Source organism: Ignavibacteriales bacterium (assembly GCA_016700155.1).
Lineage (GTDB): Bacteria > Bacteroidota > Ignavibacteria > Ignavibacteriales > Ignavibacteriaceae.
The window spans coordinates 1,642,597-1,667,945 of record CP065001.1; the positions used below are offsets into that span (position 1 = coordinate 1,642,597).

The following is a 25,349-nucleotide window of genomic DNA, read 5'->3' on the forward strand; positions in this document are numbered from 1 at the left end:
TTTATTTTTTTAGTGAAAAGAATCCTGAGACTGCAACGGTAAGAAACAAAACAAATGTGATAATGAAAGAAAATCGTAGTCCGGCAAACCCCGCAATAATACCAGCAGCAATGGGTCCAATAATATTCCCGAGAATCTGAAAACTTGTAGCGACTCCGAGTATTCCTCCTTTTCGTTCCTTTGAAGTGTATGAATCAATGGCTGTAAAAAGTAATGGCTGAATTGCCCCGAACCCGAATCCTAATAATATGTATATGGGAATTAACTGGTATGCACTAGAGACCACAGTATGCAACAAATACATTGCCGCAGTAAGGGAAGATGCTATCAAAAGATTTTTTTTAATTCCGCCTCTTTCGACTTTTCTTCCCCAGTAAGCAGCTGATACAGTTGAAAAGATTCCAATGATGCTATAAAGCATTCCAGTAATCGTAGGGAGCAGTGCAATGTCTTTTTCAATTGTTTCAATGAATAAAACAAACAGTGGGCGAACAAAAGCAAATCCCATTGTAGCTAACATAATTAATAGTGAGGGAACCAATATTTCTTTCTTTGTGATTACATATTTCCAGTTCTGAAAAAGTGTATAAGATTCGGTTACTTTCTCTTCACGATTTTCTTTAATAAAAATTACTATTGCAATTCCGGTGACTAAGAACAATCCTGATACAACGAAGAATACATTTCTGAATCCTAAAAAATCAGATATTACTCCACCGATTATTGGTCCTACAACAGAACCAGCTGCAGAGGCTGATTGTAATATCCCGAGTGAATATCCCATTTTATCACCAGGCGTACTTGCGGCGATCAATGCCATGGCAGCAGGGAGAAATCCGCTTAACAATCCCTGGATCATTCTCGCGATAAATAATTGTGTGACATCCTGTGAAAAACCGATAAGAAATTGTGCTATTGCAAGTCCGATAATCGCCCGGAGAATCATTATTTTTCTACCATATTTGTCGCCTAATACGCCCCATACAGGGACTAAAAAAAAGGAAACAAGAAATGGACCTGAGAAAACTAGCCCGCTCCAGAAGGTGGTCTCGTTTAGTTTTGTTATTCCCAATTCACGGACAAAAAGGGGCAGAAAAGGGACAATTGAACTCATGCCAACCATAGTTATAAATTGACATACCCATACCGTATATAGTGTTTTTTTCCACAGTTCCATAAAGCAGGTACAAAAATAATAATTTCAATTAATTATAATCTTCTTCTGTATTTTGGAGTAAATTAAGGATATGAAAAAAATCTTGACATTTCTGTCGAAGTAGTCTATATTAAAGCCATGAAATTGACGCTACTTAAGACTTTTGTTCTATTTGCATTCATTTCCACTGCTTTTGCAGGTGCATTTCTAGACTTTTTCCATGCAAGGAGTGAAAGTGAAGATGTAAAACTTGAATGGAAAACCGGCGAAGAAGTTAATCTTCAGAATTTTATAGTAGAAAGACGGACACCGCAAAGTTCATTCATTCAGTTGGCAACAATCCAGCCGCAGGGTAGTAATAAACTTTATTCTTATATAGACGAAAACGCATACAAAACCACTGACCTTATTTTTATTTACAGATTAAAGATTGTTGACAATAATAACCAGTCCACATATTCATCAGAAGTTTCAGTTTCCCATAATATTTCCGGAGTGAAGCGTACCTGGGGCAGTATAAAAGCAATGTTCCGATAGTTCCGTTTTCCGGCTATCCTAAATTTTTTCCTCTTTGTTGTAATTCAATTATTATTTTTGTCTTATCTTCGTATCATAAAAAATATTCACTACTAATTTAAGTCTGAGTCTGATGACCATTAAGGTATCTTTCATCTTCCTGATAACTTTTATTATTCTTGCTGGTTGTTCGGGTACAGAACGGTTCACAAGTAAAGACAAAGATGTGAACGAAAAGAACGGTGACATTTCTAAAAGCGATCCTTACCATTCCACAATCCTTAATGCTGTAAGGGTACTTCTTTATGACTCTCAATCCGAACTGACTTACATTGTTCAAACTACTGTCACTCTATCCGATTCAAAAAATAAAATTGCGGTTGTAAAAAAAGGCAATGTTATACTTTTCACAAAAGATGATGATCAAATAAAGCTAAAAATAAATGGGCAATCATTTGAAAATGATTACTTCGAAATACAACCAGAAGATTCGACCGAATTAATTAATTTCAATTCAAAAAATTACCGCGGCAAATTGAGATTCTTAAATAGTGATGACGGGATTAAAATAATAAATGTTATCAATATTGAAGATTATTTGAAAGGAGTCCTGCCATCTGAAATGCCATTGGGAAAAGGTGATATTAACCTTGAAGCTTTAAAAGCATTTTCCATTTGTGCTCGTTCTTATACATTGTTAAAACTCGAGAAAGCTTCAAATGTTTTTGATCTATATGTTGATGTGCGTGATCAGGTTTATGGCGGTGCTGATACTGAAAAACAACTTTCAAACAGAGCGGTTGAGGAGACAAGAGGGACAGTTCTTTTTTATGACAATAAACTTGCTACAACATTTTATCATTCAACCTGTGGGGGAAAGACAGAAAACTCAGTAAATGTATTCACGAAAGGTGAACTTCCTTATCTATCAGGAGTAGGTGATGGGGAACCATCCTACTGCAGCATTTCACCAAGATTTAAATGGAAGGAAGTTATAAGTCGTAGTGAACTGATAAAAAGATTTAAAAATGCCAGCGTGATTTCTGGAGAGAATTTTGAACTCGAAAATATAGAAATCAAATCAAGATTTGAATCAGGCAGGGTAAGTGAATTATCAATCACCCTGGTTGAGAATGAGGAAGATCAAAAAACAATTTCACTATACGGCAATAATATCAGGTCTGTGATAAGAACGGCCGACAACAAAAGCATTTTATTCAGCAATTGGTTTGATGTATCTATAGATGGAAATGATGTTGTATTCAGTGGCAGAGGATATGGTCACGGCGTAGGCATGTGTCAATACGGTGCTATAAATATGTCACATCAGGGTAAAGACTTCAGAGAAATTATTAATCATTATTTCCCCGGAACAGTTATAGAGAAGTATGAAGAATAAAATTGACTTGCCAATATATCTTGCGTCAAAATCTCCCAGAAGAAGAAAACTTCTTAAGCAAATAAATATTCCTTACAGGATTATTGATGTTCAGACCGATGAGAAATTTTCAGATAAAGAAACTCCATTGCAAAATGCAAAACGGATTGCTAATGAGAAATCAATCGCAGCCATTTCAAAAAATGTAAAAGGGATTGTAATAACTGCCGACACCATTGTCGTATTAGACAACAAAAAAATTGCAAAACCAACATCAAAAAAAAACGCAGTGCAAATGCTTAAAATGCTAAGCGGACTTACTCATATTGTTTATACAGGTTACTGCATAGCAAATACAATAACCGGGAAAAGAATACTGGGCGCTGAGAAAACTTATGTAACATTCAGAGAGCTTAGTGATAAAGAAATCAAAACGTATGTCGATTCAGGAAGTCCAATGGATAAAGCCGGTGCTTACGGAATTCAGGATGACTACGGTGCGGTATTTGTAAGCCGGATAAAAGGATGCTACTACAATGTTGTCGGGTTACCGCTATCAAAAATATTTCAGGGGATTGAAAAGGTGAAATAGGTGCTGAAAAAAATAAAACAAAAAATTTTAATTTCGATTGCCGTTGCAGGATTAATATATCTTGCGTTTACAATTTATGCAGATTATCAGCAGGTGGCAGAGGCGTTCAAACTTTTTAACTGGTTATTATTTCCGGTACTTCTTCTGTTATCACTTGCAAATTATTTTTGTAGATTCTTTAAGTGGGATTACTACCTTAGTGTTCTATCAATTAAAATGAAAAAAATAGATTCACTTTCTATTTTTATGTCTGGTTTAATAATGAGTGTTACACCGGGTAAGATGGGGGAGCTATTAAAAGCATATCTGGTTAAAGAAGTCAATGGCACGCCAATTAGCAAAACTGCACCAATAGTTTTTGTAGAAAGGATAACAGATTTTGTCTCCTTACTATTTATTGCACTGGCTGGAGCATACATCTATGACTATGGTCGTGAAATAGTTCTAGCCGTAACAGTATTTTTTATTGTAGTGTTAGTTGTACTAAGTAATAAAGGAATTGCTCTTCCCCTTATTGGAATTGCTGAGAAAATAAAATTCATCAGGAAGCGTATTGAGAATATTCATACCGCATATGAAAGCTCTTATCTTATGTTAAAACCACTTCCTCTTGTTTATATGACACTACTTAGTTTGTGTTCGTGGGCATTTGAATGTTTAGGATATTTTGTAGTTCTGAAAAATTTTAACATAAATACAGATATGATGTGGGCATCATTTAGTTATTGTTTCGGAACTATAGTTGGTGCAATTTCTCTATTGCCAGGTGGTCTTGGTGTAACTGAAGGTTCACTCACATTTATGCTTGTTCAACACGGCGCTTCAACAGATGTAGCAGTAGCATCTACATTTATTATCCGGGTTGTTACACTTTGGTTTGCTGTGTTTGTAGGCGTTATCAGCGTTTCTTTCTATCAAAAAAGATTCGGAAAAATAAAATTAGAAATAGATTCTTTGCGGAGTACAGAGTAACAAGAGAAATTTTAGTTGTGATAAGCAAATAAATGGCGAAAAAAGCCCTAAAATCAGCTATTTTCTTGATTTTCGTAAGGGCTCTGCGTATATTCGCTTAGTAAAATTTTACTATCTAAAAGGAGTTGTTATGGCACAGGATAATAATTTAAAGAAAGGGTTGTTGATAGGATTTTTAGCCGGCGGAGCGATTGGAGCTATTTTAGCTTTATTGTATGCACCTAAGAGTGGAAAAGAACTCCGTAATGATATCAGGGCAAAAACTGATGATTATCTTGATGACGCAGAAAGATTTATTGCCGAAGCAAAAGTCAAAGCAAGCGAACTCATCAACGAAGGTAAAAGAAAATCTGAAAAATTAATTGTCGATGCTAAAACTAAATCCGGTGAATTACTAAAAGATGCCGAAAAAATTTTTAGTGATGCAAAGACTAAAGCCAGTTCAACAATTCATCATGGCAAAGAAATAATTGAAGATGAAGGAACTCGTCTGAAATCAGCGGTTAAAGCAGGTTTGGATGCATATAAAGAATCTAAAAATTCCTGATAATAAAACTGGAATAAATTAATGACAGTGGAAACATTCTTTTTAATTGTACTTCTTGTTTCAGCATCAGCTTTATGTCTGTCATTAATTTATTATATCAGTAAGATCACAAAGTCTGTACAAAAGATACAGTCCGATGTATCAGGACTGTCAGATCAAATTACTCCATTAATCATATCCACAACTGAGTTGAGTAAAAAATTAAGTGAGTTATCAGATCAGACTAAAGAACAACTAAAATCCGCAAAAGATATTATAGGTCATCTTAAAGAGCGTGTTGATACAATCCTATCATTTGAAGAAAAGATTCGTTCAGGTATTGAGGAACCTGTGATGGGGTTCCTCAAAAATATTTCTGCGATCGCTAAAGGCTTCAACACTTTCTGGAATACCTACAGGAGACAATAACAATCAATCATTTCTATCTCACCTTTGTATATTAGGAGGAACTCAATTGAAGGAATATGGAGCAGACTCAGTAAGGAATATTGCACTTATCGGTCATGGAGGGAGCGGTAAGACATCACTTTCCGAAATTTTACTCTACACAGCAGGCGAAATCAACAGAATAGGCAGCATAGCAGAAGGCAACACAGTTTCTGATTACAGCCCTAACGAAATTGAAAAACAAATATCAATCTCTACCGCGTTAATGCACCTTGAGTGGAATAATACCAAGATAAACATACTCGATACTCCTGGTTACACTGATTTTATCGGTGATGTGAAATCTGCAATGAGAGTTTGTGATACTGCAGTTATGGTACTTAAATCGGCAGAAGGTGTTGAAGTAGGATCTGAGAATACCGGTAAATTTGTAAATGAATATGGTTTACCTTCCGCGATAATAATAAACAAAGTTGATAATGAACATTCGAGATTCAAAGAGACTGAGCAACAGGCTAAAGAACGATTATCATCCGGCGCGATTATCGTAACATTTCCGGCAAATGAAGGTATTAACTTCAATACAATAATTGATGTTGTTAGGATGAAAGCTTTTCAATTTGATACTGTTGGATCTAAAAAAGTTACTGAATTAGAAATACCTGCAGATGTAAAATCTGATGCTGAAGCCTACAGGACGGAACTGGTAGAAAAAGTTGCAGAAACTACTGAAGAATTAATGAATAAATATTTCGAAGAAGGTACGCTAAGTAATGAGGATCTTGAAACCGGACTCAAACTAGCTCTGATGAAAAGAAATCTCACCCCGGTCTTTGCGGTTTCTGCAACTAAAGGTATCGGGATGAATAACTTTCTTGATTTCGTTTCCAAATATTTTCCGTCACCTTTAGATCGAGGCGGAGAAGAGTCTTCGATTCGTGATTCCGATAAAAAAGTTCTTGTTAAACCTGAAATAAACGGAGAACCCGTTCTGTTTGTGTTTAAAACTATTTCTGAGCAGCACGTCGGTGAACTATCACTCTTTAAAGTTTTTTCCGGCAAAGTTGCTACAGGTTTGGATATGGTAAATCAAACGAACGGTAAAACAGAGAGATTGAGCCAGTTGTCCATTCTAAATGGACACAACAGGAAAGAGGCTCCGCAACTGGTTGCCGGTGATCTTGGTGCTGTTGTAAAGTTAAAGGATACGCATACAAACAACACTTTGAGTTCAAAAAATTTATCTGTTGTGATAAAGCCTATAGATTTTCCGGATCCGGTTATAAGAGGAGCAATTCAGCCTAAAGCAAAAGGTGATGAAGATAAGATTGCGTCCGGACTTCATACTCTACATGAAGAAGATCCATCTTTCAATGTAGCGTTCGATCCTGAACTATCACAAACAATTATTTCAGGTCAGGGAGAACTTCAGCTTGGTTTAGCAATCAAAAGACTGAAAGAAAGATATGGTGTTGAGGTCGACCTCGTTGAACCAAGAGTACCTTATAGAGAGACAATAAAAGGTCGTGCTGAAGACATCGAATATAAGCATAAAAAACAATCAGGCGGTCGAGGTCAGTATGGTCATGTTCATTTTAAGATGGAACCACTGCCGAGGGGTAAAGGATTTGAATTTGTTGATGCGATAGTCGGAGGTGTTGTTCCGGGAAGATTTATTCCCGCAGTTGAAAAGGGTATTATCGACACAATGCAGAAAGGTGTGCTATCAGGCAACCAGGTTGTTGATGTTAAAGTAACTCTGTTCGATGGAACTTATCACAACGTTGACTCTGATGAAATGTCGTTTAAGCTTGCTGCATCTCAGGGTTTCAAAAAAGGTTTTCTTGAATGTAAACCATGTCTGCTGGAACCGATTTATGAAATTGAAGTTACAGTGCCTGAAGAATATATGGGCGATGTAATGGGAGATATTTCAAGTCGCCGCGGAAAAATATTAGGGATGGATAGTGACGGTCATTTTCAGATTATCAAAGCCAATGTTCCGCTGGCTGAACTTTATAAGTATTCTTCTCAGCTTCGCAGCTTGACTCAGGGACGCGGTGCTCATAAAAGAAAATTCGCTTATTATGAAGAAGTACCGAAAGAAGTTGAACAAAAGATCACTGAGGAATACAAAAAATCAAGAGAAGAAGGACATTGATTATCAGGCGGGTTATACCCGCCTTTTTTATGAGGCAAAATGGAAAAACTCTGGTCACCCTGGCGCTCTCAATATATTGATTCATTTAGTTCGGCAGAAAAAACAGAAGGCTGTATCTTTTGTGAAATGAAGGATAAGGAAGTCGCATCTGTTGAAAATCTTCTGGTACGGAAAAATAAACTTACTTTTACAGTTCTCAATCTTTATCCTTACAACAACGGGCATCTAATGGTTGTACCCATTCGTCATTTAGATTCAATGATAGAACTAAACGATGATGAGAACTTAGAAATTATGAATGAACTTCAACTTGCACAAAAAGCTTTGAAGGAAATATATAGTCCGGACGGCTTTAATTTAGGCGCGAACCTAGGACGTGTAAGCGGTGCGGGAATAGCGGATCATATTCACTTTCATATTGTTCCAAGATGGAGTGGAGATACTAATTTTATGCCCGTGCTTGGTGAGGTCAAAGTCATCTCACAGGACCTTCTGGTAACCAAAAATAAATTGCTTGAAGCTTACAAAAAGCTAACAACGAGATAACTCTAAATCATCAAACCAAAACATTACCTTGATGTTCAATTCTTTTAGTATTAGAATTGTTACAACTATTTATTATAAGCTTATGAATGTAGTACAAAAATTTATTGCTATTGCCATTGTGTTATATTTTTGGGGATGTTCTGCTTCTGTTAATGAAACGGTGAAGGAAAAAGAAGTAGTAAAATCCAGCGAAGTGAAATCTGAAATTGAGTTTCGCAATCCGGAAACCGAAGAGAGATTACATATCAAAGAGAATCAAATAAAAAGTATTGATAAGCTTGAATTTCAGTTTGATGCAGATGGCAATACTGGGTCGCCGTTAAAACTTGCTACATTAACGTATGATGAGAATGGTTTTTTATCAGAGACAATAAATTATAATTCTGATGGCAGTGAAGAAAATCTTTTTGCCTATGAATATGATAGTTCAGGTACAAGACTTTCTTCAAAAAGATATGATCTTCAAAACCGTTTGCAAAAAATATTTTTATATGAATATGATAAGAGGGGATTGAAAGTAAGAGTCAACAGAACAAATGTTTCAGGGCAGATAGAAAAATATTACAAGTATGAGTATGATAAGACAGGAAAGTTATTAAAGGAATCCTGGTTTAATTCAGATGGCAGCAAAGAGTTCGAAATAGAGTATAGTTATAATTCATCCGGACAGAAGATTGAGGCGAATAGTTTTTCGTTTATTGGCGGTGATGATTATAGATATCAATTAAGGTATGATGTAAAAGGTAATCTTGTTGAAGAAATCAAGCAGGATGATAATGGTGAAAAAATTTCTGTTATACAGTATATCTATAAATATTATGACTGATTAAACTGCGGCAAATTTAATTGCATCCTCGTCCCATTTAACTGCGCGATTTATTGCGTCTATAATCTCATCAGGTCCCGAAATAAAGTCCCACATATCTAAATGTTTTTTATCCATAAACTTTTCTTTTACGGTTCCTTCTAACAGACTCTTAAGCGGGTCATAGAACTTTTTTTCATTGAGGATGATAATCGGTTTTAAATACATACCCAGTCGCTTCAAACTAATTGTTTCAAATAATTCCTCCAAAGTACCTGAGCCGCCGGGTAAAACCAGAACTGCGTCCGAGAGTTGAAGCATCCGGGATTTTCGCTCAGCCATTGTCTCAACAATTATAAGTTCTTTCAATCCTTTGTGTGCCCATTCCAGGTCAATCATAAACTGAGGAATAATTCCTGTTACGTGCCCGCCTTTTGAGATTGCGCCATTTGCAACGTAACCCATCGATCCTTTTGCACCGCCGCCGTAAATGAGTTTTAACCCGGCTGATGCAATCACTTCTCCGCACCGATATGCAGTATTAAGGAACTGGATATCTATCCTGCTGCTTGAGGCACAAAATACACAAACAGATTTTGTCATTATCAATCTCTCTGGTTTAAATCAACTTGAAAGTATTTTTAAAATTGAAATTGAGCGGGTTATTTCATGAACTTTTTTATCAATGCTTCATTTACAATGGGAGGTACAAATTCACTCACATCACTTTGCAGCCCAGCCAGGTTTCTGACTATCGATGAATTTAGATAAGTATATTTTTCATGTGGCATTAAAAAAATAGTAGCAATGTCGCTCGCGAGTTTCCTGTTCATTAAAGCCATCTGAAATTCATATTCGAAGTCGCTCACAGCTCTTAAACCACGAATTATTCCTGTGGCTCCAACCTGGTGTGCATGATCGACAACAAGGCCATCGAATGAATCGACAGAAATATTGTTGTATTCTTTAAGGCTTTCTTTAAGCATACTTACTCGCTCTTCGACGCTGAAAAGGGGAGTCTTAGTGGGGTTTATAGCGACAGTCACTACAACGGAATCGAACAAATCACGGGCACGTTGTATAATGTCAATGTGACCGAATGTGACCGGGTCAAATGTTCCTGGATAAATTACCTTTTTCATAGAACAAAACTATAAAAAAAACGGGCAAAAAAAATCATTTGCCCGATAATTAGTTTGTCAACGTGCGGCTATACCTGTTGCATAACTACCTGTATCCAGTACCCTGACTATCTCATGTGTTTGTGTATCATAAATACAAAGCAGTGCGGCGCGAGTTTGTCCAGAATTTTGGTACCTTGATTTGAAATCATCAGTACTGTTTGAACAGGTGACGTATAAATATCTGTCATCGCCCGAAAGGTCTGCACCATAAAGATGGTGGAACAAAGGACTTTCAAATTCATTTGTAATTGTCCAGGAGGTTCCCGATTTCGTAATTTCTGTTATGTAAGGATCATGATGAGAAACAACAAAAATTTTATTACCATCAGATGAGATTGCAGCCTGCATCGGATGTTCCTTTATATCGAATTCCTTTACCACAGTATTGGTCTGAGTTTCGATAATCAACATCTTACTGGATTTGCGGCAATTAACGTACAAGTACTGATTATCAGGCGAGAGGTAAATGTGCATGGGTTCGTGAACCAATGCTGAGCCGGATGAAAGTACAATGTCACTGATAGGATCACCGGTTACAGTATTCATAATTGAAATTCTGTCTTTGGTCATATTCGCTACATAAAGGGTTGATCCATCATTGCTAAGTGCAATCGCGTGAGGTAATCCAAACACTGGCAAAACAATATCAGCTTCCCTTGTCATAGTTTGTGTGTCAACTACATAAATAATGTTATAGTCGCCCGGTGCCGTTGATGATTTTGAAACATAAGCTTTTTTTCCGTCAGGGCTTATATTTATCATTCCCGGAGCTTCAAGTCCTTCAACAAATCCTGACATCTCATGAGTATTTAAATCGTATTTAATAAATCTTCCGGTTGTGATCAAAGTTACATATACATAACCGTTCTTTATCTGAATATTGTGAGGCTGATCATTTACACTTTTCAAAAAATCGACATCAATAATTCCTGAAACTGCTTTATGGTCAGGATCAACTATGTACACCTCATCACTGCCCTGTGCACATAAATAAATTTTCTTATCACTGTGAGTGTATGGAATTTCTCCTGAGTTACTTTTCGCGCCTCTGTTAATCCAATCTTTAATAACATCTATTTGTGATTGAGGTATTTTAGATTTTCCATAAGGCATAGAAAGAGAATGATCTTGAACATCTCCAATTATAAGTCGGTATAACAAACTCTTATCAGCATTGAAAGGAATTACCGGTCCACCACCATAAGGGGTTTCGCCATGATAAGTTTTTGAAAATTTATGGTGATGAGAGCTGTCGCTTGTAGGTCTTCCGAAAGAACCATGAACCAATCCATTCCAGTTTTCAAGTGATAGAGCATGTTGCGGTTCACTACCTCCGTGACATTCTGATTCGGTACAGTTAACTGCAAATATTTCAGCTACTGCATAAGATTCAAAACCGTTATTCGATTCATTAACAGGGTGTGAGGGTTGGACCGAATCTTGAGTACAAGAGGTTAAAAATACTCCGGTCAATAAGACAATTACAGCATTAGTAAATCTCATTTGTATAAGTCCTATTTGAGTAAATTCATTTTAATCGATTTAAGATCTGAACCGGATTTTAAATTTGCGATGTAAAGTCCGCTTGGAAGATCAACAGCATCAAAATTAAATTCATAACTGCCGGCAGATAATTGCTCATTGACAATTTCTTTTACCTTTTCGCCAAGTACGTTGTAAATAGATAGATTTGTAAAGTCATCGTTAAGCAGTGTAAACGCGATCTTTGTCGAAGGATTGAACGGGTTCGGGTAATTCTGCTTTAGTGAAAAATTATTGACTGAATAAAAAACTACTTCAATACTTTGTGAAAAATGTTTTGTCCCATCGTAATCAATTTGAGTTAGTCTGTAAAATGATTTTGCTTCAATCGGCGATCTATCTGAAAAAGTATAAGTATTTTTTTCTGAACTTGTTCCGGCTCCTTCAACAAAACCTATTTTAACCCAATTAACATTGTCATTACTTCGTTCAATGTTGAATCCCTGATTATTTAATTCAGAAGCTGTTGCCCATGTTAGATTTATCTCGTTAAGTGCAACAGATGCTGAAAAAGATTCAAGTTCAACCGGAGTAGTACCATCCAATAAAAAGTCAAAGACCCACAAACCGGTCTGCATATCAGATATTAAAATATTTCCCGATGGCAGATATGGATAACAACCCCACGCACCGGCATAAACTCCATTCGAACCCGGATACGTATCATAATTTCCTGCCAACTGCGGAGATAAAGGATTTGAAATATCAAGAACTACATATCCATGTTTGTAATAAGAAATATGTGCAAAGTTTCCTTTGACAAATAGATTATGAACAGGGTCATCAATCTGCGGAGTTGGATTTGTCATCTGCCACTGATTTACAACAAGATCCCATGAAGTTCTGTCGGAAACATCCCAGACAGTCACATCCCTTGTATCAAACTCCTCACAGCCGATAAAATAATTTTTATCTTCGGTCATCCAGCCGCTATGTGAATAAATTCCCGGAAGCATCGAACTTTGTGATATCATTACAGGATTACTTTTATTACTTACATTAATGAAAGCATATCTTTGCGAACTTCCTGCACAAACTACAACTGTATCCTCCCAGGCATAAACATCATGAACATAACCACTTCCGCCGTAATACCCGACCTGAACAGGTGCGGTGGGATTGGATAGATCAATAATATGCATACCACCTGAATTGGTACCGATTACATAAGCATAGCCATCGTCAATAAAAATGTTGTGCGCACTTGTGAAAGTTGTGCTGAAAGTATGAACGAGTGTTGCTGTTACGGGTAACTGTGAAAGGTCTATTACCTGCATTCCGGTTCCTGAACTGGTTCCTTCGGTTACAACGTAAGCATAGTGCGAGTGAGTTTTTATATCACGCCAGAGTGAATTAGGTCCGGGAATAAATGCAACTTCAACCGGGTTTTGAGGATTTACCAGACTGATTATTGATGTACCGCTTTGTACACCCAATAATGCGTATTCATTTCCTGAAGGATCAACATAACCCCAGATGTCATTGTAACCTACTGATGGATACTGGTTACGCTGACCAACTAAATCCACATTCATTTGTGCGAAATTAATTGTTGTTGAAACGCAAATAATGAACAGAATAAACCTATACATAATACCTCACTATAAATTTAAATTATTTTATTTGAGTCTTTTTAACGGTCTGTAGAAAGGAACAAGATTCATTAAGCACAATATATAAACCTGGTAACAAGTTGTCACCAGAAAAATCTATCCTCAGAACTATGAACAATATTCTCATGCTTGAACCAACATAAATTAAATGATATGTAGTGATGTTCCTAATAAATTTTTATTAACATAGGATACTATTTGAGCAGCAGCAATTTATGTGATCGTATTTTTCCACTATTGCTGACAACCACTATATATCCACCTGATGCCAGTTCCTTACCTAACCAATCCCTGCCTGACCATTTATAGCTTTGCTTTCCTTTGCTTAAGTAAGATTGATTCAAAGTTAAAATTTTTTCGCCTAACAGATTGTATACATTGATAATAGTGTATCCAGCTTTCGGAATAATGACATCTATATTGGTTTGATCATTAAACGGATTTGGGAATGAAGAAATTGTTATTTCAAAATCAACAGGATTTTGCGGGTCGTCATTTATATCTGATACTAATGAATTTCTGTAAAAATATAAACCACCTTTTACATTTCCAACAAATAAATCGGGGTCAGTGTCATTGTCGATGTCACATAAAACAGGTGCTGTCTCTGAGCCAAAGTTCTGAACAATAAATTCGTTTGTGACCAATGACCAGTTTGGTGCCGAATTGCTGCCATCATTTCTGTAATGAATAATCTGACCGGATCGATCGCCTGTAAATAAATCAAAATCATTATCGTTATCATAATCTGCAATAAAAGGTGTGCTATTGTCGCCTACATCTATCCCACCAAAAAAATCACTAACGAGTTCAAATGAATAGTTTGATTGACTTCCGACATTCCGATAATAATTTATTTGTCCGTTAAACCTGCCAAGAACAAGGTCAAGGTCTCCGTCAAGATCAAAATCGATCAATACTGGTCGGGCATAAACGCCTGCATCTATGTTTATACCGGAGTTATTCTGGATTAACGATTCAAACACAAACTGAGCTGATGCTGCTGAACCTGTATTTCTGAAAAGCGATAAGGTGCCATCAAAATTTCCGACAACCAGATCAGCGTCACCGTCATCATCTATGTCCCCAAAAGTTGGCGCTAATGATAGTTCACCTGTTATACCGAAGTATGCTGAATCAACCAGCAAATACTCAGGCGCAGATACGGAACCGTTATTAACAAAATAATAGATTGAACCATCAGGGTTATTTGCTGTTCCAATAAACAGGTCTTTATCTCCGTCATCATCAATATCATAAAAAACAGGAACACTCTGGTTCCCGGTGTCGAGTGTTTTTAAAAAGTTATTTGTCAAACGTATGAACAGAGGATTTGTAACAGTCCCGGCATTCTCATAAAAAATTAATGACTGGGGGACTGTAGGATCATAAAGTACTGATACGAACATATCAAGATCATCGTCTGCGTCAATATCTACAAATCTTGGCATGTTAAAACCACTTGTAAAAACACTATCTGCATTTGGTGGATATCTATAAAGTTCTACCTGAAGATTCGGAGTTTCCGGTGTACCTGTATTATGCAGGAAATAAACACTCGGACTGAAGAAATCGCCCCAGAATAAATCGAGATCACCATCATCGTCTATGTCAGCAAAATCTAATGAGCTTGCACCGTGTAAATTATCATTTCCGTCAGTTGAAATAATTAAGATGTTCTGCCAAAAGTCAGTGATGAACTCAAATATGAAATTTGTCGGAGAACCAACATTTTCATAATAAGTAAGCTTACCAGCAGAAGTGCCTGTTATAAAATCATAGTCATTGTCGTTATCAACATCGGCAAACAAAGGGTTGCAGCCGAATTCACTAAACATAAATTCATCATCATTATCTTTTAGAGTATCGATTTCAAGTTCATAAAAAGGAGAAGATACATTCCCTGTGTTCCTGTAAAAGTCAATATAGTTGGTCGCTCCACCCGTAAACAGATCGGCATCACCGTCATTGTCTATGTCAACTAAATAAAACCATCCATTAAAATGCGCACCTGGTATTATGTCAGTCGTAAACTCAAAGAGCGGATTAAATTTACTACCATTATTTTTATACCAGCCTGAAGTTCCGTCGCTATCCATAAAAATTATGTCATAGTCATCATCATTATCAATATCAATAAAGAAAAATTCAGGATTATTAATTCCGCCTGAGAATGTATTAGATATTATTCCGTTTGAATCTGAAAATGGGATTGATGTAATCTCCCTGTTAAACGGCTGCGGGAAAATCTGTAAGAAGGGAAAAACCACAAACAGAATAAAAAATTTTATTTTGTACTTTTTATCTGGTACAGACAAGCGTCACCAATGATTTTAAATGGTTCAATATTAAAATGTAAAAAATCTTCTTCTTGAGTCTGGATAGAACGTTCTATTATAAGCAGTCCCTCATCAGTAAGGTAGTTATTATTTAATATTGCTTCAACAACTTTATAAATATCATCTTTGAAAAACGGGGGATCAGCAAGAATCAAATCATATTTCACTGTAACCAGTTTATTTACAAAACTTAAAACTTCCATGTTATAAACAGAACATCTGTCTTTAATCGAAAGCGACGAAATGTTTTCTTCAAGATTTGAATAGATGAACCTGTCTCTTTCAACAAAATGCACTTCACTTGCGCCTCGGCTGATACATTCAATACCAAGTGAACCTGAACCGGCATATAAATCAAGCGCCCTGATATTCGTAAAATCAAGCCTGTTAGAAAGTAGGTTGAATAGAGTCTCACGTACCCTGTCGGTTGTCGGTCTGATTTTATCAGATTGCGGGACTTTTATAAATCTCCCCTTGAATTCACCGGAGATAATTCGCATTCGCATAGGTAAAGAATTTAAGTATTGTGATCAGGCTGTTCTGTAAGCTATTCCAGCCGCAGAAGCAAAAGAGTTATATCTCTCACGCTGATAAATTAACCCCGGGGAATTATTTTCAATGTGAAAGTTTGTAAACGGGTTTATCTTGTTAAGAATTAATTTTGTTGATTCCGAAAGAGAGTTAACAAACCCATCTGTTATATCATCACCAAAGATGTACACAGAACTGATGTCCGATGGTTTTAGTCTAAGCAGATTATTATTACTGATTTCTTCATTTATCAGTCTTGCTGCATCACTTATAGATTCAAAAGGTAAATAACGGAAAGCGATGATATTGCCTTTGTGCGTAAACAACATTGACAGGTTAGAGTTTGATATATATATACTCAAAACAAGTTCGTTGTTCTCATCTTTCGTGATTGAAGATAACGTTCGCTCGCTTGCGAAATGTATGTTATCTACATACTTCAGATTTAATTTATTGAGTGAACAAAATGAATTTATAATCCCGATATATTTTCTATCTATTGCTGCAACGAGCGCTGTGTTCAGATCACAAAATGTATTTGATGGTATTTCAATAAAATTAACCGACAGTTCATCAATGTTTAAAAAGGGATAAGCGACTGAAAGCTGCCACTTTAAATCATCAGACAATTCTGAATGAAGCAATGAATTATCCACCGGCACTTGTAAAAGATAAAATAAATCAAGCGGCAGGCTGAAAGAAACTGTTTTGCTTTTTAAGGGTTTTCTGATCAGGATTTCGTTGAAAGCGCCCTGTAGTAGGGCGCTCAACTTTGTAGTTTTTTCTTTTGAAAAGTTTAATGGTTCAGAATAGTACGCTTCATCAAAATTTGAAACGTAGTAACGGTTATCAGAAAAACTTAATTCAACAAGTTGAAGTCTGACTGAAGAAACTGATATACCGATACGGTTTTCAAATCCATTCATCCTGTTATTCTAATCCCAGGAAGCAGTATTTTTTAAAGCTGGATTTTTTGTATCCCCAACTGTTCCATAACCATCAGGATCTTCAATATAATATGTTGAACCAATTACGATTGAGGAATCAACCCTTAATAATTTTCCGCGCTGGTTTACTACCGTATCAACATTAGTGGTTGTATCTAACTGAACGATATACATTCTTCCTGATTTTGGAGTATGGGTTATACTGTCGATATTAAAATCAACCTTACCGAAATTTAAATTGATTAATGTTTTGAACGGATCGGATGACCTTACAAAAAATGAATCCGCACCAACACGCACTGTATCAACAGCTTTTCTAACACTATCAACCATCGGGTCGTATTTAACAAAAGCAACAAGGCTGTCAAGTTTATCTGTAAATGTGCCGTATTTTTTCTGCCACAGGATCTGTGCTTCAATAAGATTTTTCATTCTTAATCTTGATTCAGTCCTGTTATATTTTTCTGATTGTACGATTTCTTTTGGATCAAGGATTGCAATTTTAACTAATAAAAAAATCAGTATAACTATTACTGCATACAAACCCGCATGAATATACCACGGTTCGGACTTAGTAGTCATCTTTCCTCCGGAACTATGAAAAGTGTTTTAGTGATCAATGAAAATGAACTTTTTAATTTTATTAAACTTAGAATTACCGATTCCTTTTACATCAAGGAGTTCATTTATGTTCCTGAACTTTCCTCGTTTTTCCCTTAATTCAATGATATTAGCAGCTGTTTTTTCACCAATGCCGGGAAGTGTTTTTAACTCTTCAATACCAGCTTTATTAATATCTATACTTCTCTCTGCGGGAAGTAATTTTGGCTCAGTTTTTTCAAAATTTCTTGTGTTAAAATCCAAAACTTCTTGCTTATAGTCAACATCATTATTAGCAATTTCTTGTCCTGTTTGTGATGTATCTACATTTGTGTAATGTTTAAATAAACTGTCCTGAAGACTGTAATCAAACTTCCTGTCCGATTTAACATCCTTTGCATTAATCACATACTTGATAAAAACTCCGGTTGTTAAAACAACAATGATAAACACAATTACCCGAAGTTCAGTTAAAGTTACATTCAGCTTTACAGAAAGCTTTTTTAACATAGTTAGTTATTATTGTGACTGACAGGGAAGTATTAGCTGAAGCAGTCTGATGAGACTGCTTCACATTTTTAAATTATCCTAAAACCCGAACCGTTTGAAGAAACTTTTATCATCCCCCTCGGAAGCAAGTTTGAAGTTGGGTGATGATGCAAGTTGTTTGAGTAATTCTTTTTCTTTTGAATTAATTTTTTTCGGTACACTTATATTAATTCTAACTATTTCATCACCCATACCTGACTGGTTTAGATGTTTAATCCCTTTATCCCTCATCTTAAGCAATTTACCAGGTTGCGTTCCTGAATCGATCTTCAGCCGGGCTTTACCGGTGAGTGTTGGGACATCGACTTCGGCACCTAAAACAGCATCAGGATAGGTAATGAACAAATCATAAATAATATCATCACCTTCACGGACGAAATATTCATGCGGGATTTCCTGGAACACTACAATGATATCCCCCGGATTGCCTCCGCGTTTTCCAACATTGCCTTCGCCGCGCATCGTCATATAACTGCCTTCGTGTACACCACCGGGAACATCTATCTTAATTGTTACTTCATCTTGTATTCGTCCGTCACCCATACATTTTTTGCAAGGTGTATCAACCACTGTTCCTTCACCACCGCAGTTATTGCAAGTAGTGATGTTAACAAACTGACCAAAGACTGATCTTGAAACCTGTTTAACTTCACCTGATCCCTGGCAGGTCGGACATGTTTTTGTTGAAGTTCCAGCTTCTGCACCGCTGCCGCGACACTGTTCGCAGCGGATCATTTTTTTGATCTTTATTTTCTTTGATACACCTGAAGCAATTTCTTCCATGGTTAGTTTAAGTGTAACTCTTAAATCTGAACCGGGAGTGCCTGTGCTTCTTCTTCTGCCTCTTGATCTGCTTTGACCACCGGTAAAGAAGTCATCAAATATTGATGAACCGCCGAATATATCAGAGAAGTGAGAGAAAATATCGTTGACATTAGAAAATCCCTGTGATCCGAATCCACCTTTAACACCATCGTGTCCGAATCTGTCATAGTTTGCTTTCTTCTCATCATCGTTCAATACTTCGTAAGCTTCAGCAGCTTCTTTAAATTTTTCTTCGGCTGTTTTGTCATCGGGATTCCTGTCCGGATGATACTGCATAGCAAGCTTGCGATATGCTTTTTTTAATTCCTCCTTGGAAGCATTCTTGTCAACACCTAACACTTCGTAGTAATCTCTTTTAGCCATGTTGCTTATTCACCTTCAGTCTTATTTTCTGTGTTGCCGGGAGTTTCCGCTGCTTCTGTTTCATTAACATCTTCGCTGACAATTACCTTACTATGCCTGATAACCTTATCCTTATACATATATCCTTTTTCTATTTCATCCAGTACTGTGTGAGGTTCAGCACCTTCTTCTCGTCTTTGAAGTATGGCTTCATGAAGATGTACGTCAAATGGTTTACCAACAGCATCAATTTTTTGAACACCCTGCTCATTGAGAATTTTTATTAGTTTATCATAAACTAATTTAATTCCTGCCTTAAGAGGTTCAATTTCTTTTGTGGTATCGAAATGCTGAATAGATCTTTCAAAATCATCGACAACTGTAAGCATGTTTGTTATAAAAGATTCACCGTCATACTTAATTAAATTGAGCTGATTCGTTTCCGTTCGTCGTTTAAAATTTTCAAACTCAGCGGCTTTTCTTAAAAGCCGGTCTTTATAATCATTTATTTCAGCTTCAAGTTTTTTTACTACTTCATTAGCTATTGAATTATTTTCTTCTCCGGCACTATCTGTTTCTATTTTTTTTTGAGTGTCATTCATTGCTGTATTTTCATCGTTAATCTGTTCATTTTTATTATTGTCATTCTTCATTAATTATTGTCTCCTTTATTTTGAATTTGTGTTAGTCAATAATTCTGATAACATTTTTGCAACGTAGTCGACTATTGCAACAACTTTTGGGTACTCCATTCTTTTGGGACCTATAATGCCTAATGTTCCGGATGTACCTCCAAGCGAGTACTCTTTACTGACGAAGCTGTACTCGTTTAATTTTCTATCCTCGTTTTCACTACCGATTGATATGAATACCTGATCCTGAATCATCTCACCGGATTTTTCTAATATGTGGATGATGATATCTTTGTCTTCAATAAGTTCTATTATGCTTTGAAACTTTCCGGGATCTTCAAACTCCGGCTGCTTAATTACATTTTTTGCACCTGTTAATACAAGCCTGTCGTTCTGTTTAAAATCACGGAAAATTTTATCAACAGAATCAACGAACAATCTTATAATCGATTTATGATCATCAATAACGTCCCTGAAGCGATCGCCAAATGTATTTCGGATTTCTGCAAATGTTAATCCGGATAGTCTTTCATTCAAGAGATTTTGAACTTCATTTATTTGTGATGGTTTAATTTCCGACAAAAGTTCAAGCGTTATTGTTTTAACCAAACCGGATTTGATACTGATAACAACCAATACCTTGATTGAGGATAAACTTACCAATTGGATTTTTTCAAGAACTCCTGTATCAAGCCGTGGATATGTAACACAGGCAATCTGGTTTGTAATCTTGCTCAATATATTCGAGGTCAGATTTAAGATTTCGTCAGTGTCTTTTTGTGAAATCTCCAATTCTCTATTGATCAGTTCTACCTCTGCAGTGTCTGGCATTCTTATGTCCATCAGGGTGTCAACATAAAACCTGTAACCTTTATCAGTCGGAATTCTTCCTGCAGATGTATGAGGATGATTTATATATCCGGATTCTTCAAGATCAGACATAATATTCCTTACCGTAGCAGGGGAGAAGCCCAGATCATATTTTTTAACAATATTTCGCGAGCCAACGGGTGCTGCAGTCAATATAAACTGGTGCACAATTGATCGTAAAATACTTTTTTCCCTATCGTTCAATTCATTCATCATTGTTCGGTATAATCAATAAAATTCGGTGCAAATATATCAAATATTCCTGAAAATTTAACCGTACATATTAACACAGAACTGCATTCAGTTGATTCAGGAAAATTAGATGAGATTTATTAAGATGAGTTTCGTTTACATTAAAATAAAAAAGGCGGTCAAACAGACCGCCTTAAATCACATAATAAAGAGTTGAATTACTTCAACAGAACCATTTTCCTTGTTTCTCTGAATGATTTTTGATTACCGTTTCCGGAAGCTTCAATTGAGTAGAAATAAACACCTGAAGCAAGATTCTTACCATTGGTATTGAATTCTACATTATAAGTACCGGCAGCTTTTGAACCTTTGAACAACTCACTGATAACTTCACCGTTAATATTGTAAACGGTTATTTTAACTTTGCTGTCGAATGGAACGCTGTAATTAATCCTTGTTGAAGGATTGAATGGGTTTGGATAATTCTGTTCAAGTACATACTCAGTTGGAGTATTGAAGTTAAGGTCATCAATATCAACTGTTCCGCCAAGTTTACCTATAGATAAGTAGAGGAGTGAAACAGTGAATTGTGGGTTGTGGATACCAAAACTTCTGTCTTCTTCAACACATAGATAATTAAACAAAGCGGCTGCTTCATCTAAAGTCCAGGTCGAATCTATTGGGTCAGGAGTTGTGGAACCATAAGGTGGAAGCAACATAGCTACTTGTTCTAACAATCCGTGAATTTCATGTTGTAAACCTTCAGCAACACCATTTCTGTCAAGATCTGCGTTTCCGTTGATGTAGAATTTCTTTTCACCAAATTCTTCACCGAAACTTCCGTGACAGGGTTCGCAAGCTGAAACGTTATCATGTCCATCAGGTGTAGTCATACTAAATGAGTGTCCGCCGCTTAATGGAACGTTTCCACCAGGTGAATGTTCACCTTCAGCCATATGACAAGATACACACGCATTTTCAACACCACTCATGTGCGGTGAAGTTGGGAGAGTTTCGCCCCAGGTATAAGCATTTGTACCAGCTATAATATCTGCTTGTCCACTATGATGAGGACCAAATCTGGTCAGATTTGATAAAAATCCTTCAACGTAAGGAATTGAATTAACTCTGCTTTTATGGCAATTAGCACATAGAGAACCAGCGCCACCATCAAACTCAAACCCATTGTTCAATGTTGCAGTAACTTTTCTTAACTGACTTGGGTTTGTTGCATCATGTGGATCATGACAGGTTGCACATGTAATAGGAATATTAACCTGAACACTCTGTGGTTTTCCTTTTACATAATCAACAAATCCCTGACCATTATGGCAAGGTGTACATGAATATCTGCTTGAACCAGAATATAAGTGTGTTCCTGCTGCGTGTACTGAAACATCCCACTGTATTGGTGCAATGTGATGATTTCCATCTTCGTGGCAATATGAACAAACTGCTGATGCAATTGTAACATCTATCTTTGCATCATCCATCTGGCTGTAGTGATTTCCGCCTGGTCCGTGGCAGCTTTCACACTGAACGTTTGCTCTCTTCATTGCTTCAGGATACTGAGCAATAAGCATTTCATAATTTCCTGTCTGAAGTGTACTTGGGAATACAAACGGGAAATCATCAAAGCCATCATTAACTGCGTTAGCATCATATCCTGTTGCATGACATTTTAAGCAGGAAGCACCAAAATGGCTGCTTGATATACCATCAACACCTTTTTGTGTTGAAATAGCATGCTGAGTTCCAACCCATTTGTCATACACATAATCGAAGTTAAGATTGTTGTGACAGGTTTTGCAGGAAGCGAGTCCGCCTTCAACTCCAAGATAGAGAGCTGAGTTTAAAACAATAGTATCACCCTTTGTTCCCGAGAAGAATGTCACTTTATAAGTTCCTAACAGATCAACAATAAAAGATACAATCTGGTTTGATGTATCAATGTCCTTAACAACAAATGCTGCAGTTGAGCCGGCAGGTTTTTCAAGAAATGACCAAACCGGTGTTTGAAAAGCTGCAGTAGATTTTGCTTTTAAGTAAACCTTTGTTTCTTTTCCAACATTTACAAGACCATTGTAAGCACGATCATAGTAATGCTCAATCGAATCCACGGTGACATCGTAAGGAGAGACTCCGTACGTTGATACAGTTACAGTTTGAGCAAATGCAAAACTGCTGATCATCGTCATCATGATTATACTTAGTACTACTTTTTTCATAGGTATTATCCCTAAAAAAAATGATAAATAAATTAGTTTCGGTTTTATTTTTCAAAAAGCGTTCCGCATTCTGAACAAGTTGAGATACGCTTTTTTAAGTTAAATCGGCTCAAATATTGGGATTTATAAATATAGTTTCTTTGCTGTGAGAATAAACATTTTTAATGTTCCCAGAAGTGAGAGACTTTATTTTAGCCAATTGTTGAAAAAATGAACGATAAAAAACTGGTAAATCTTAATTAATTGTACTAAAAAAAATTGTCAATGGAAAGTATCCTTTCAAAATTCTATCTCTCACAAGAATGATAAATTTTTTAATACTCACAATAATTCAATATTTTAAAAAGTAATTTTTATTGAGGAGTTGTTTTGGAGAATACTTATAAATCATCAGGCGTTGATATAGAAGCCGGTGATGAAACTGTAAAGCGAATTAAATCACATGCTAAATCTACGTTTAATAAAAATGTAATCTCAGATATAGGTTTGTTCGGGGCATTCTATCAACCTGATTTTCAGAACTTTAAGGAACCGGTGCTTGTATCAAGTGTTGACGGTGTTGGTACAAAATTAAAAATTGCTTTTGGAATGAATATTCACAATACTGTCGGGCAGGATCTTGTTAACCATTGTGTGAATGATATTGCCGTGTGTGGTGCCAGGCCTTTATTCTTTCTCGATTATCTGGCGTTCGGAAAACTGAATCCTGATAAAGCGGAAAAAATAATTGAGGGATTTTCCAAAGCGTGTAAAGCAAATAACTGTGCGCTCATCGGCGGTGAAACTGCTGAGATGCCCGGATTGTATGATGAAAATGAATATGATATGTCAGGCACAATAGTAGGGATTGTTGACAAGCATGAAATTATTGACGGAAAAAAAATCAGGAAAGGAGATATACTGATTGGTTTTCAATCAACAGGTCTTCATACAAATGGATATTCATTTGCAAGAAAAGTTCTTCTTAAAAAATATTCTCTCAAAGATATGGTTGATGGACTTAATAAATCATTAGGGGAAGAACTTTTATCTGTGCATAAATCATATTTGAAATTAATTTCAGTATTGAAAACTAAAACTGAAGTAAAAGGATTTTCACACATCACAGGTGGTGGAATTGTTGGTAATACAACGAGGATAATTCCAGATGGACTTGGTTTAAAGATTAATTGGAATAGTTGGGAACAGCCTGCAATTTTCAAACTTATTCAAAAGACTGGTAATGTCTCTGATGAAGAAATGCAGAAAGCATTTAATCTTGGAATCGGTTTGATTGCGATTATATCTGAAAGCGAAAAAAATATTGTAACAAAACTAGCGGAAGAATTGAACGAACAGTGTCACATATTAGGTGAAGTAATTTAATGAGATGCTTTTCGGCGAAAATATTTTTTCTTGCAGCAATCGTTTTTGCGTTGGCTCAAAATGGTTGCGGTGATGGAATAACTCCTGAACCGGATAGTGTCGCAGGATTCAGCGGGAAGGTTTCATTCATAGGAACCTGGCCAGACAGTATTACAAGGACTCATATTGTGATGTTCAAAGATCCGTTGTTAGCCGCCTCAGATTTTAGTGCAATTAATCTTCGATATATAAGTCTTGAAATTCCTTACGGCATCACGGAGTATAATTTTAGTTCGCTTGATTCGGCTTATGTTCCGGCTGCCGGGGAACTATTAGCCGGTGAATATTCTTATCTTGCAGTTGCTATGTCAAAATCAACTTCATTATCTTTAAACCGGATTGATTGGTTTGTAGCAGGAGTTTATTATGCCAACAGCGATACAACAACTCCTGGTCTGTTAGTAGTTCCGGAAAATACACTGGTTAGAAATATTAATATTAAGTGCGATTTTAATAATCCTCCTCCGCAGCCGCCGGGTGGTATGTAATTA

Annotated in this window: 25 protein-coding genes; 11 read left to right on the forward strand and 14 right to left on the reverse strand. The window is 36.4% G+C overall.

What is annotated here, in order from left to right:
• Position 1: 1 nt before the first annotated feature.
• Positions 2 to 1,114 carry an MFS transporter gene (locus IPM56_06760; GenBank protein ID QQS37646.1) on the reverse strand — a complete coding sequence of 371 codons (1,113 nt, stop codon included), beginning with the start codon at positions 1,112 to 1,114 and terminating at the stop codon, positions 2 to 4.
• Positions 1,115 to 1,294: 180 nt separating this feature from the next.
• Here IPM56_06760 and IPM56_06765 point away from each other — a divergent pair, with 180 nt between their 5' ends.
• The 9 genes from IPM56_06765 to IPM56_06805 all read left to right on the forward strand — a co-directional run bounded on the left by IPM56_06765 (position 1,295) and on the right by IPM56_06805 (position 9,081).
• Positions 1,295 to 1,693: a hypothetical protein gene (locus IPM56_06765; protein QQS37647.1), complete on the forward strand. Its 399-nt coding sequence runs from the start codon at positions 1,295 to 1,297 to the stop codon at positions 1,691 to 1,693.
• A 112-nt stretch (positions 1,694 to 1,805) separates the two neighbouring features.
• Positions 1,806 to 3,071: a SpoIID/LytB domain-containing protein gene (locus IPM56_06770; GenBank protein ID QQS37648.1), complete on the forward strand. Its 1,266-nt coding sequence runs from the start codon at positions 1,806 to 1,808 to the stop codon at positions 3,069 to 3,071.
• Complete coding sequence (maf, locus tag IPM56_06775; protein QQS37649.1) at positions 3,061 to 3,642, forward strand: septum formation protein Maf; 582 nt, start codon at positions 3,061 to 3,063, stop codon at positions 3,640 to 3,642. Before IPM56_06770 ends, maf begins: the two co-directional genes overlap by 11 nt.
• On the forward strand, positions 3,643 to 4,614 hold the full coding sequence (locus IPM56_06780; GenBank protein QQS37650.1) for a flippase-like domain-containing protein: 972 nt from the start codon (positions 3,643 to 3,645) through the stop codon (positions 4,612 to 4,614).
• 130 nt (positions 4,615 to 4,744) lie between these two features.
• Entirely contained in the window at positions 4,745 to 5,161 is a 417-nt protein-coding gene (locus IPM56_06785) for a YtxH domain-containing protein (GenBank protein QQS37651.1), read from the forward strand.
• A 21-nt stretch (positions 5,162 to 5,182) separates the two neighbouring features.
• Positions 5,183 to 5,569, forward strand: coding sequence for a hypothetical protein (locus IPM56_06790; protein ID QQS37652.1), 387 nt, complete (start codon positions 5,183 to 5,185; stop codon positions 5,567 to 5,569).
• Positions 5,570 to 5,615: 46 nt separating this feature from the next.
• Entirely contained in the window at positions 5,616 to 7,709 is a 2,094-nt protein-coding gene (gene fusA / locus IPM56_06795; GenBank protein ID QQS37653.1) for an elongation factor G, read from the forward strand.
• A gap of 39 nt (positions 7,710 to 7,748) precedes the next feature.
• Complete coding sequence (locus IPM56_06800; protein ID QQS37654.1) at positions 7,749 to 8,255, forward strand: HIT domain-containing protein; 507 nt, start codon at positions 7,749 to 7,751, stop codon at positions 8,253 to 8,255.
• Positions 8,256 to 8,337: 82 nt separating this feature from the next.
• Entirely contained in the window at positions 8,338 to 9,081 is a 744-nt protein-coding gene (locus IPM56_06805; GenBank protein QQS37655.1) for a hypothetical protein, read from the forward strand.
• On the opposite strand, the gene IPM56_06810 is transcribed toward IPM56_06805, so the two are convergent.
• The 13 genes from IPM56_06810 to IPM56_06870 form a co-directional block, all read right to left on the reverse strand.
• A complete protein-coding gene (locus IPM56_06810) occupies positions 9,082 to 9,663 on the reverse strand; it encodes a TIGR00730 family Rossman fold protein (GenBank protein QQS37656.1) in 582 nt (193 codons plus the stop codon).
• 59 nt (positions 9,664 to 9,722) lie between these two features.
• Positions 9,723 to 10,202 carry a pantetheine-phosphate adenylyltransferase gene (coaD, locus tag IPM56_06815; GenBank protein QQS37657.1) on the reverse strand — a complete coding sequence of 160 codons (480 nt, stop codon included), beginning with the start codon at positions 10,200 to 10,202 and terminating at the stop codon, positions 9,723 to 9,725.
• A gap of 57 nt (positions 10,203 to 10,259) precedes the next feature.
• Entirely contained in the window at positions 10,260 to 11,747 is a 1,488-nt protein-coding gene (locus tag IPM56_06820; protein QQS37658.1) for a hypothetical protein, read from the reverse strand.
• Positions 11,748 to 11,758: 11 nt separating this feature from the next.
• Positions 11,759 to 13,378, reverse strand: a complete 1,620-nt coding sequence (locus tag IPM56_06825; protein QQS37659.1) for a choice-of-anchor B family protein — start codon at positions 13,376 to 13,378, stop codon at positions 11,759 to 11,761.
• Between the two features lie 215 nt (positions 13,379 to 13,593).
• Positions 13,594 to 15,717: a T9SS type A sorting domain-containing protein gene (locus tag IPM56_06830; protein QQS37660.1), complete on the reverse strand. Its 2,124-nt coding sequence runs from the start codon at positions 15,715 to 15,717 to the stop codon at positions 13,594 to 13,596.
• Complete coding sequence (rsmD, locus tag IPM56_06835; GenBank protein ID QQS37661.1) at positions 15,687 to 16,244, reverse strand: 16S rRNA (guanine(966)-N(2))-methyltransferase RsmD; 558 nt, start codon at positions 16,242 to 16,244, stop codon at positions 15,687 to 15,689. Before rsmD ends, IPM56_06830 begins: the two co-directional genes overlap by 31 nt.
• Before the next feature lie 24 nt (positions 16,245 to 16,268).
• Positions 16,269 to 17,195: a pilus assembly protein PilM gene (gene pilM, locus IPM56_06840; GenBank protein ID QQS37662.1), complete on the reverse strand. Its 927-nt coding sequence runs from the start codon at positions 17,193 to 17,195 to the stop codon at positions 16,269 to 16,271.
• A gap of 9 nt (positions 17,196 to 17,204) precedes the next feature.
• On the reverse strand, positions 17,205 to 17,798 hold the full coding sequence (locus tag IPM56_06845; protein ID QQS37663.1) for a hypothetical protein: 594 nt from the start codon (positions 17,796 to 17,798) through the stop codon (positions 17,205 to 17,207).
• A gap of 27 nt (positions 17,799 to 17,825) precedes the next feature.
• Positions 17,826 to 18,326: a helix-hairpin-helix domain-containing protein gene (locus tag IPM56_06850; protein ID QQS37664.1), complete on the reverse strand. Its 501-nt coding sequence runs from the start codon at positions 18,324 to 18,326 to the stop codon at positions 17,826 to 17,828.
• A gap of 78 nt (positions 18,327 to 18,404) precedes the next feature.
• Positions 18,405 to 19,553, reverse strand: coding sequence for a molecular chaperone DnaJ (dnaJ, locus tag IPM56_06855; GenBank protein ID QQS37665.1), 1,149 nt, complete (start codon positions 19,551 to 19,553; stop codon positions 18,405 to 18,407).
• Between the two features lie 5 nt (positions 19,554 to 19,558).
• The gene (gene grpE, locus IPM56_06860; GenBank protein ID QQS37666.1) at positions 19,559 to 20,185 is read right to left on the reverse strand and encodes a nucleotide exchange factor GrpE; all 627 of its coding nucleotides are present in this window, start codon (positions 20,183 to 20,185) and stop codon (positions 19,559 to 19,561) included.
• Between the two features lie 15 nt (positions 20,186 to 20,200).
• Positions 20,201 to 21,250 (reverse strand): heat-inducible transcription repressor HrcA, encoded by a 1,050-nt coding sequence (hrcA, locus tag IPM56_06865; protein QQS37667.1) that lies wholly within the window; start codon positions 21,248 to 21,250, stop codon positions 20,201 to 20,203.
• Positions 21,251 to 21,444: 194 nt separating this feature from the next.
• The gene (locus IPM56_06870) at positions 21,445 to 23,454 is read right to left on the reverse strand and encodes a T9SS type A sorting domain-containing protein (GenBank protein QQS37668.1); all 2,010 of its coding nucleotides are present in this window, start codon (positions 23,452 to 23,454) and stop codon (positions 21,445 to 21,447) included.
• Positions 23,455 to 23,823: 369 nt separating this feature from the next.
• On the opposite strand from IPM56_06870, the gene IPM56_06875 reads away from it, so the two are divergent.
• Positions 23,824 to 24,819: a phosphoribosylformylglycinamidine cyclo-ligase gene (locus tag IPM56_06875; protein QQS37669.1), complete on the forward strand. Its 996-nt coding sequence runs from the start codon at positions 23,824 to 23,826 to the stop codon at positions 24,817 to 24,819.
• The gene (locus tag IPM56_06880; GenBank protein ID QQS37670.1) at positions 24,819 to 25,346 is read left to right on the forward strand and encodes a hypothetical protein; all 528 of its coding nucleotides are present in this window, start codon (positions 24,819 to 24,821) and stop codon (positions 25,344 to 25,346) included. Before IPM56_06875 ends, IPM56_06880 begins: the two co-directional genes overlap by 1 nt.
• Positions 25,347 to 25,349 lie beyond the last annotated feature (3 nt).